At 41.7% G+C, this 10,183-nt stretch carries 5 protein-coding genes; 2 read left to right on the top strand and 3 right to left on the bottom strand.

Annotated features, from left to right (window positions below; translation table 11 throughout):
• Positions 1-322 precede the first annotated feature (322 nt).
• A complete protein-coding gene (locus tag HF078_RS05375; protein ID WP_205831531.1) occupies positions 323-1,132 on the bottom strand; it encodes a DUF1444 domain-containing protein in 810 nt (269 codons plus the stop codon).
• A 659-nt stretch (positions 1,133-1,791) separates the two neighbouring features.
• On the opposite strand from HF078_RS05375, the gene HF078_RS05380 reads away from it, so the two are divergent.
• On the top strand, positions 1,792-6,171 hold the full coding sequence (locus tag HF078_RS05380) for a S8 family peptidase (RefSeq protein WP_169290216.1): 4,380 nt from the start codon (positions 1,792-1,794) through the stop codon (positions 6,169-6,171).
• Positions 6,172-6,241: 70 nt separating this feature from the next.
• Here the strand turns inward: HF078_RS05380 and HF078_RS05385 are convergent, their stop codons facing one another.
• Complete coding sequence (locus tag HF078_RS05385; protein WP_169290219.1) at positions 6,242-6,553, bottom strand: thioredoxin family protein; 312 nt, start codon at positions 6,551-6,553, stop codon at positions 6,242-6,244.
• A 7-nt stretch (positions 6,554-6,560) separates the two neighbouring features.
• The gene (locus tag HF078_RS05390; protein ID WP_169290220.1) at positions 6,561-7,574 is read right to left on the bottom strand and encodes a PTS sugar transporter subunit IIC; all 1,014 of its coding nucleotides are present in this window, start codon (positions 7,572-7,574) and stop codon (positions 6,561-6,563) included.
• A gap of 205 nt (positions 7,575-7,779) precedes the next feature.
• On the opposite strand from HF078_RS05390, the gene HF078_RS05395 reads away from it, so the two are divergent.
• Positions 7,780-9,933 (top strand): methyl-accepting chemotaxis protein, encoded by a 2,154-nt coding sequence (locus HF078_RS05395; protein WP_169290217.1) that lies wholly within the window; start codon positions 7,780-7,782, stop codon positions 9,931-9,933.
• Positions 9,934-10,183 lie beyond the last annotated feature (250 nt).

Raw genomic sequence — 10,183 nt, forward strand, 5'->3', positions numbered from 1 at the left:
GTACATCCTTTACTACAACCACCTGAGAATAAAATCAAGATTAAAACGTAAAAGTCCAGTAGCTTATCGAGCTAGATTTGAGCAAGCTGCTTAGAAAATATGTGTCCAGTTTTAAGGGTTCAGTACACTACGCCTGCGGGGTCTCCACCTAGCACTATCTCCCTCAGGAGTCTTCGCCTTTTGCTCCAATCACCAGCTAGGAATTAATAAAAACTTTACTTTATCGGTTTTTCAGTGGCCTCCTTCGTTGCGGGGTCTCAACCAACCTTTCCCCCCCGCTGGAGTCTCACACCTTGCACTCCAGTCAACTTGGGGGAAATATTTACTTGTTTTTCTTGTTGTCTTTTCCAAGAATGAATATTGGTTCTAGTTCTCCTTCTTCGTACAGGAAGGACAGGGCGGTTATTGGGATTTTGCCATTTACGAAGAAGCTCATGGTCAATTCGGCTAAAATGTCATAGCCTACTTCATTTTGAATATCTGAAAGTATTAAAACATCTTGATGAGGGACAGATACCGTCATTGTCCCAGACACTTGCTTTTTAAACGAATCCAAGAAAGAATCATTTAATATTCTACTTGCATCGTAACCATCGTTGGAACGGACAAAATAAAAGGTATTGCCTGCCACCACATCTTCTTTCATTTTTGTCGGTAGCGACCTTACATTAAACATGGCCATTTCTTTGATGGTATTTTTGGTTAAGTTTTCTCTTTGAAGAAGTTGTTCATCAATCAACTTATAGGATTTCCCTAAATCTACTGCGTAGTAAATTCTAGTTTCCGCTGTATGTTCATCATAAACCAACGGAATGTCATTATTTGTCGTTGGGAATGAAGTAGAGCGAATAACAGGGTAAATATGGCGTTCAGCACCATTTAATTGAACAGGCATTTTCATGCTTGTTAGCGCTTCTTTGACATAGTACACATACTCTTCAATCGCATTTAAGTCATTTGTTTGTTCGTATTTTGAAAGCACACCCTGGAGTGCGATAGAAATTCCCTTTCGTGTTTCCTTATCCTCCACTCGTAAGGATTCTTTTTCTCGATCATATGTAAATACCCAGTTTGGATGGGATAACTTCTCTTCCATTAATCGTTTTATTTGTAGTACTGTCATTTTTTCCATGAGAAACAATCCTTTCTCTTTATTGCTTACCCTTTATTGTACAACAAATCAATGGAAGAATGTAATTGTCGAAGTCTGTTTTACAGAAAGAATGTCCCACATTCCATGTTCCATCTTCATTTTCTCTATACATAGACTCCATACCCCTTTATACCTTCCGTTTATCCACCAAAAGACCTTAAATGCTTATTAATCGGCTGAACCTTAGTGCTCATATTAGCTTCCTTTATTCTTTTAGGAATAGGGTGCCTAGTAGATTTTGCTTGTTTTTTTATTGGATGTCATTTAAGTGCACCCACTAGGACATTTCCACTATTACCCATCCACTTGTTATTTACGACTGTATATAATAGAAATTCCTATATAATAGAATTATTTAACAATTTTACTTCGTTTTGTCACTTTTTATCCAACCTCTACCAATTTACTATCATGAAAAACGCGTCTCAAACCAATGAACTATTTTTAGAATATTCTGATATTTATCTTTCTTTTTCGACACTATTCTTCTACACACTTTATTAATCTTTAATTGTCACCGAGATACTCCTACATAGCGTAAGACTCTACCTTCTGTAGTGGCAGGTGGACATTTTCTTAACGAAAAGGGGGGAAGATTCGTCGGTTTTTTTGTATATCATTTTAAAGGGGGATGTTGAATGAGTAGGAAGAACAAGCGTAATTTTGCTAGAGTATTCAGTATCATTATGTGTTTATTATTGATCGCCCCAAGCTTTAACTTTGGTACAGCTTCTGCACAAGGAACAAAAGCTTCCGTCTCTTTGGGTGAATCTAAAGAAGTGATGGCAAGTAAAATAACGGATCGTTTATCTACACAGTTTTCTAAAGATGGGGAAAAAGTTACCTTCCTTATCAAATTTAAAGAACAGGTAGATACACAAGCAGTAGCTGCTAAAGCTGTGAAAACGGCACAGGCTCAAAAAGCTTCTGCTGGACAAGAAAAACTGATGAAGCGAAATGCTGTTGTATCTGAGTTAAGAGCAACATCAATCGAAACCCAAGCCAATGTAAAAGAGTATCTTGAAAAAGCGGTAGCAGAAGGAAAAGCAAAGGACATCCAATCCTTCTATGTAGTTAACGGAATGGCCGTTACTGCTACGAAAGAAGTAATGGAAGAGCTTGCTAGATTCCCAGAAATTGAAAAACTTCTACCAAACGAAGTACGTCAGTTGGACCCGTCAGCTGAATCGGCCGCTTCAACTGAAATACAAGTAGAGGAAAAGCCTGCTGCAAATCTCGAGAACATCGAGTGGGGTGTTGCTCAAATCGGTGCACCTCAAGCATGGGAAATGGGTGTTGACGGTCACGGTACTGTAGTCGCAAGCATTGATACTGGTGTCCAGTGGGATCACCCGGCATTAATGGAAAAATACCGCGGCTACAATGGTGGTAGTGCAAATCATGAGTACAATTGGTTTGACGCTACTCCTGCAAACCAGTCCACTCCTTACGATGATGACGGTCACGGTACCCACGTAACAGGTACAATGGTCGGTTCCGAGCCGAATGGATCTAACCAAGTTGGGGTTGCTCCTGGAGCAAAATGGATCGGCGTTAAAGCATTTACTCCATCTGGTGGTACGGACGTTGCACTACTTGCAGCTGGTGAATGGATTTTAGCTCCAAAGGATGCAAACGGAAATCCGAACCCTGCAATGGCTCCAGACGTTGTCAACAATTCTTGGGGAGGCGGACCTGGCTTAGATGAGTGGTATCGTCCAATGGTACAAGCATGGGTAGCAGCTGATATCTTCCCAGCTTTCGCAGCTGGAAATACACGTATTGGAAACCCTGGTGGTCCTGGTTCCGTTTCCACTCCTGGTAACTATCCGGAATCTTTTGCTACTGGTGCGACAGATGTGAACATGAACCTTGCTAGCTTCTCTTTACAAGGTCCATCTCCTTACGAAGAAATCAAGCCTGAAGTATCCGCTCCTGGAGTTGGAATTCGTTCCTCATTCCCTGGAAGCGAATATGGTGCTGCAAGTGGAACTTCCATGGCAAGCCCGCACGTGGCTGGTGTGGTAGCGCTACTTAAACAAGTAAATTCTAACTTAACTGTAGCAGACATTGAGGAAATCTTAATGACTACTGCAACAGCTAGAACCGACTCTAACTTCCCTGACTCTCCAAACAACGGATATGGCCACGGTATCGTCAATGCCTTTGATGCGGTATCTTCCATCATTTCCGGTCTTGGAAAAATCAAAGGGCAAGTTGCAAAGGATGGAGAAGATAGCGAAGCTCCAACTTTCGAACATACAGCTCCTGCAGAAACGTATTCTGGCATGAGCCTTCCTTTAAGCATATATGTTCAGGATAATGTAAGTATTTCTTCTGTAACATTGCAATATCAGAACACTGCTGGTGAGTGGGTAGATCTTGCGGCAGAACGTGCATCTGGCTCTTACAATGACGCTACTTATACTGCATCCATTCCAGGTGATGACATTGGTGAACCTTCCGTATCTTACCGCTTTCACATTGTTGACTTTGGTGGCAATGAAGTGACTTCCGATACGTACGAAGTTACCGTTCAGCCAGGTATTACAGTTGGTTATTCTACAGACTTTGAATCAGATCCGGTGGGCTGGTATTCCTTCGGTGCTGAAAACACATGGCAGTGGGGCGTTCCGTCTGCAGGTCCTTCTGGAGCAAACTCTGGTGAAAAAGTTTATGGAACAAACCTTAAAGGCAACTACGGTAACCGTGCAAACATGACTCTTGTGATGCCTCCTATCGACTTGCCTGAAGAAAGTGGAGCATACCTTCAGTTCATGAACTGGTTCAACTTAGAAACTCGTTACGATTTTGCTCATGTATTTGTCTCCACAGACCAAGAAAACTGGACACAACTTCTACGTTTTGATGGGATCAGCGAAAGCTGGACTGCTAGAGAAGTTGACCTTTCTGAATATGCTGGTCAACGCATTTACATTGGCTTTAACGTTACAACAGACGGAAGCGTTGTGCGCACGGGTTGGTACATTGACGATATAGCATTATCTGCAGAATCTAATGCAACAGAGTCTGCTTCCACTCAGCTTGAAGTAATGAAAGAAGAGAAGGTGGAAGTAAAAGAGGAGCAAGTAAATCCGGATAAGATCCATCCGGTTGCTACTCCTGAAAAAGAAGAATCAGTGAAAGAAGATGTTAACCCTGCGGCACTTCCGTTACATGCACAAGTTACTGTATTGGAAACAAATCGCTCTGTTAACACAAACCCCGCTAACGGACAGTACGAACTTTTACACGCAGCAGGCACATTCACTGTGCAAGCTGAAGCTTATGGATATCACCCAGCTCAGCAAACAGTCGAAATCGCCCCAGACGGTGAGGCGACTGCAAACTTTATCTTAGACGAAATTGCACAAGGAACTGTTACTGGTACTGTAACAAATAGCGCTACAGGTGAACCTGTTTCCAATGCAACATTGATGCTTGTTGAGGATGCAGCTATTGCGCCTGTAACAACTGATGAAAACGGCAACTTCTCAATTACTGCTTACGAAGGCGACTACACACTACGTGTCATGGCTCCTTCTTATTACAGTGAAAATGTGGAAATCTCCATTGAAGGAGATGCTACATCAGAGCTTGACATCGAATTACGCCCATTCATTGGCTACCCTGGTGAAATAAGCTATGACGATGGTACTGCTGAGAATGCCCGCGCATTCTATGATGCCGGAAACGGATGGGCTGTAAAAATGTCCCTACCTGAAGGACAAAACAGTGCACTTGTCACTGGTGGATTATTCCGATTCTGGGATACTACATGGCCAACTCCTGGTGGTACAGACTTTAAAGTAGAGGTTTGGGATGCATCTGGCACTGACGGAGCACCTGGATCCAAACTTGCTGGACCATTTAATGGAACGGCACTTCGTTCTGGCGAATGGACAACTGTTGACTTGGCTGAGCATGGAATCATTGTAGAACAAGACTTCTACATGGTGTATATCCAGTCTCAACCGAACCCGAATGCTCCTGGACTTGGAACAGATGAAGATGGAGAAAACGCTGGTCGCAGCTGGCAGTATGTTGGCGGCGCATGGTCTCCTGCTCCTGAAGAAGAAGGTAACTACATGATTCGTGCATTGGTTAACTTTGAAGTGACAGCGCCTACCATTACTTCTCCTGCCGATGGAACATACACAAATGAATCAGCTGTAACGGTGGAAGGTAGCGCTTCACCAACTACAACGGTTCATGTGATGAACAACGGCGAAGAAATTGCAACTACTACCGCTACCGATGAAGGTACGTTTGCTGTAAATATTGAACTGGCTAATGGAGAAAACGTGTTGACAGCTAAATCTTCCACTGAAACTGGCGAGACGGAGGAATCAGCACCTCTCACTATCGTTCTGGATCAGGCTAAACCTGAACTTGCCATTACAAGCCCTGAAGATGGTTCCAAAACGAACCGTGAAACGGTTACCGTAACAGGTACAGTAGCAGATGAAAACCTTGATTTTGTAAAAGTCAACGGGAAGAAAGCCACTGTTGAAGATGGCAAATACTCTTTAAGAGTAATGCTTGAAAACGGTGAAAATAACATTCGTGTTATTGCTCAGGACTTAGCTGGCAACCGTAAGAGACAAGATGTAACGATTTATGCTAATTACGATGCGCCAGAAATTACAAATCTAAAGCCAACGGAAGATAAGCATTTAAGTGCAGGAGAATCTGTGAAGATTGAATTTAACAGTGAAGAAGGCCTGCGTGCAACATTCTCTATCCGTATGCCATTAACAAATGCTTCTATGATGATGCAAGGCAACGATGGAAACTATAATCTAAACAATGCGGTTGAACTTCCATTAATGGAACAATCTCCTGGCTATTATGTAGGATATTGGACTGCAACTTCTAGCGTCGTGGCAAGTGGAGCAGAAATCGAAGTTAAAGTATCTGATGACTTCGGTAATGTGACTCGTGCCATTGCAGATGGTAAGCTTTTCATCAATGATGGAAATAATGGCAAGAAAAAAGGTAAAAAGAAAAAGAACTAAGTAAAAGAACTAAGTAAAAGAAAAGGAGCAGGCACCCACGGGACACCGTGATTGCCTGCTCCTTTGTAAATTATAACGAAGCAACAAATGCTTCAATCTCTTCTTGCGTTTTACGATCCTTGCTTACAAAACGCCCTGCTTCTTCTCCATTTTTAAACCCAACAAAACTTGGAATTCCAAATACACTCAATTCAGCGCAGAGATCAATAAACTTGTCTCTGTCCACGTAAATAAACGTGTACTCATTAAACTTCTCCATAATCTCAGGCAATACAGGTTCAATGACACGACAGTCTGGACACCAGTCCGCAGAAAACATAAACACAACATTTTTCTCACTTTTCAATTGGTTGAATTGCTCTATCGATTGTAACTTTTCCATCAAAACGTCACCCTCCAATATTTATTTTCATGTCGCCATCTTTAATGAAAGATTTCTTTCTCATCCACTCTGATACAGCTAAACTTACCACAGCTGGACCCAAAATGTGAAGTAACAAGACTTTTACTAGGACTGACACAGAGAACCCCATAGCTGCAAAGGTCATAATCTGCCCGACCAAACCGCTTGTCCCCATACCAGCCCCTTCTTTTACATTCGTCATTTGAAAAATGGTCGTTCCTAACGGGGCAAATATCATACCTGCAATCGTTGGCGGTATGATAATCATAGGGTTTTTAATAATATTCGGTACTTGAAGCATGGAAGTCCCAATACCTAATGCTAATAGCCCTGACATTTTATTTTCGCGGTAACTGCTAACAGCAAATCCGACCATTTGAGCTGCACAACCAATAGTTGCCGCTCCGGCCGCAATTCCTTCAAGCCCTAACATCAAAGCAATTGCCGCACTTGAAATGGGAGCCGTTAATGCCCAACCCATCATTACGGCTACTAAGATACCCATTACAATAGGCTGTTGTTCAGTGGCCCACATGATTACAGAACCTAATGAATTCATACCGGCATTTATTGGAGGACCTATAAAGGTTGCAACAAGAAATCCTGTGAGTATCGTTACAAAAGGCGTCACCAGAATATCCACTTTCGTTTCTTTTGAGACCATCTTCCCGACTTCGGTAGCCAATAATGCTGCAACGAAACTACCGGCAGGTCCTCCTAATTGGGCCCCGGCCGCCCCGGCAATAAGCGCAGAAAACAACACCAACGGAGGCGCTTTCAGTCCATATGCTACAGCCGCCCCAATTGCCGGACCCATTAAACTCATTGCCAATATACCCATATCTGTGAAGAAACTCCATCCTGCCTGATCTCCGATTGTTTTAATAATCAGGCCAATTATCAGCGAGGAGAAGAGTCCAAGAGCCATATAACTTAGGCCATCAATAAAGTACACCCTTGGAGAAAGGGTCACTCCTTTTTTATGTAAAAAAGATTTCATATTCTCACTCATTCCTTTTTATATTTCCTACCTCTATTACATTAATAATACCGAATCATAGTCGATATATACTAGTAGAATATTCTAGCTTTTGTTAAAAGGTTGTTGTGGATTTTGTAGAATTATGTCTATAATTACTTTAAAATATCAGACTTTTAACAAAACATATAAAATTCGAAAGTCTTTTATGTTTTAGGGGGGTAACATGAAAACAATTAGAGGTAGAGTTAGATTTATTTTATTAACTGCCATTACAGGGCTCATCATCGTATTGCTATTCAATTTCTTTTTCTACTTTACGCAATCCACCGCAAAAGAGCAAGAAGCCGCTCTGTTTGAAGCTGTGAATGGTAGTAAAGAAATAAAATTCGCTTTTTCAGACACTAGGAAAAATGAACAGGAGTTCTTACGGGTACCAAGTGACGAAACTTCCGGCGTAATGAAGGAAAACCTTGAAAATATTAAGCAGGAAGCAGCAAAAATGAAGAAGCAGTTCGCAGAATATGAAGAAATCGCTAGTCGGTTTGCACAAATTGAAACAGCAGCTTCCGATTATATGAACGAATTTGTTCCTTTAGAAGAACTGTATAAAGAGATAGGTTATACAGAATTCACCGGGCTTCAAGGGGAAATGAACGGTGTCATCCGAAATTTGGTTATAAATGTACGAGGTGCCAATCGTGAGGAACTGAATGCTACACTTATGAACCTTCGCCTTTTTGAACAACAATACCTGGCGACAAAACAGGAAGCAAGATATAGAGATTTCCTGAAAAGTGCTGAGACATTCAAAGAGCAATTAGACGCAACCGATTTGCCAGATTCGCAAAAAAATGGCCTGTTGGAACTCTACAATCCTTATGTTCAGGCGATGACCGACCTATATAATAACTACAATTCTTCATACGGCTTTATAAGAAGTTTTGAAGAAATCAGTAATGGGGTTGAACAAAGTGTAAATGAAGTGGAAGCTGCGGTGATGGATGTACAATCAAGTCTTCAAGAGGAGTCCAATCGCAGACTTCAGACCATTATGTTGCTAACCTTAATAATAAGCGGACTATTATTGTTGTTTTTAAGTTCTACAGGCTATTTGTTAAATAGAAAAATAGCCTCGTCTATCCGTTCATTAAAAGATGGTGCATCCAAGATCGGAGAAGGCAATTTTGCTTATAGAGTACCCATTACAACGAAAGATGAAATGGCTGACTTAGCAGTAACATTTAATAGCATGGCTGAAAAGGTACAGATTTCTCTTTTAAAAGTCATGGAAGCGACTGATAAGCTTCAGTCCTCTTCTCAAAACCTTGCTGCAATATCTGAAGAGACGACCGCTCAATCTACAGAAGTGAACGAAGCCATCAAACAAGTAGCCATAGGATCGAGTGAACAGGCACTTCATCTCGATGAAAGTACAGAAATCCTTAAGCGAGTAAAATCCGCAGTAGAACTGGCGAATCAGTTAAGTATAGACATTAAAACTAAGGCTGATCATGCAAGAACAATGGGAGAAGACGGGTTAACAGTAGTAAAGGATCTATATAACTCTTCTGAACAATTCCTTAAACTGGCCAACCACTTAACGGAACGTGTGCAACAAGCTACCAAACAGTCTCAACAAATTAATTCTATTGTCGCTACCATTCAGGAAATCGCCGAAAACACGGACTTGCTAGCACTTAATGCTGCCATTGAATCTGCTCGTGCAGGTGACGCTGGTAGAGGTTTTGCCGTGGTTGCACAAGAGGTTAGAAAATTAGCGGAACGCTCCAAACATGAAGCATTGTCTATTAAAAAACTCGTTACAGAAATGGGCAAGCAAATGGGCAAGCTTTCAGATGACGCTCTACAATTCAACGAATACAGGGATCTCCAACAGGAGTCTGTAAATCAAACGAAAACATCTTTTGAAAAAATTGCCGGAAATGTTATGGAGATTAACAATAAAGTAGATGATGTGCAGGAAGCTATTGTACATGTAACAGAATCAAACAAGCAGCTTGAAGAAAAACTATCAGAAGTCCATTATATTTCTGAAGAGGCAGCCGCAACTTCAGAACAGGTAAGTGCTTCGAGCGAACACCAAATAGTCGCTATTGAACAAGTGAACGAAGCAGCTATTTCCCTATCGGATATAGCCAATGAACTTCAAGAAGAAGTCAGTCAGTTTACAGTGGAAGGTGAGAAAGAACTTCCAGTAGAAGAGTTTGACCACACAGATGAAAACCTACAGTACGAGGAATTAAAAGAAGACACCGTCTCTTACCATTCCGATGACGAAGAAACACAAAAAGAAAACTGGATACACGAAGAAGCAGCTGCCTCTATTGAACAAACTGAAGAAAAAGAAAATAAATAAATGTAAAAAAAGGATTGCCTTCTTCACGGAGGCAATCCTTTTTCATTTATTAGAGGCTCAGTTAAAACCCGCTGTTCCTTTCCGCAAATGGCTTCGCTTTCCTAGGGGCCCTCCTGGAGCCTCCTCGGCTACGCCTGTGGGGTCTCCACCTAGCGCTATCTCCCTCAGGACAAGGAAGGCTTCGGCAGCGAAACATCGCACGAAGAAAATGCGTAGCATTTTCGAGGAGTCTTCGCCTTTTGCTCCAATC

Origin of the sequence: Bacillus sp. RO2 (genome assembly GCF_012911845.1) — a bacterium.
Lineage (GTDB): Bacteria > Bacillota > Bacilli > Bacillales > Bacillaceae_I > Sutcliffiella_A.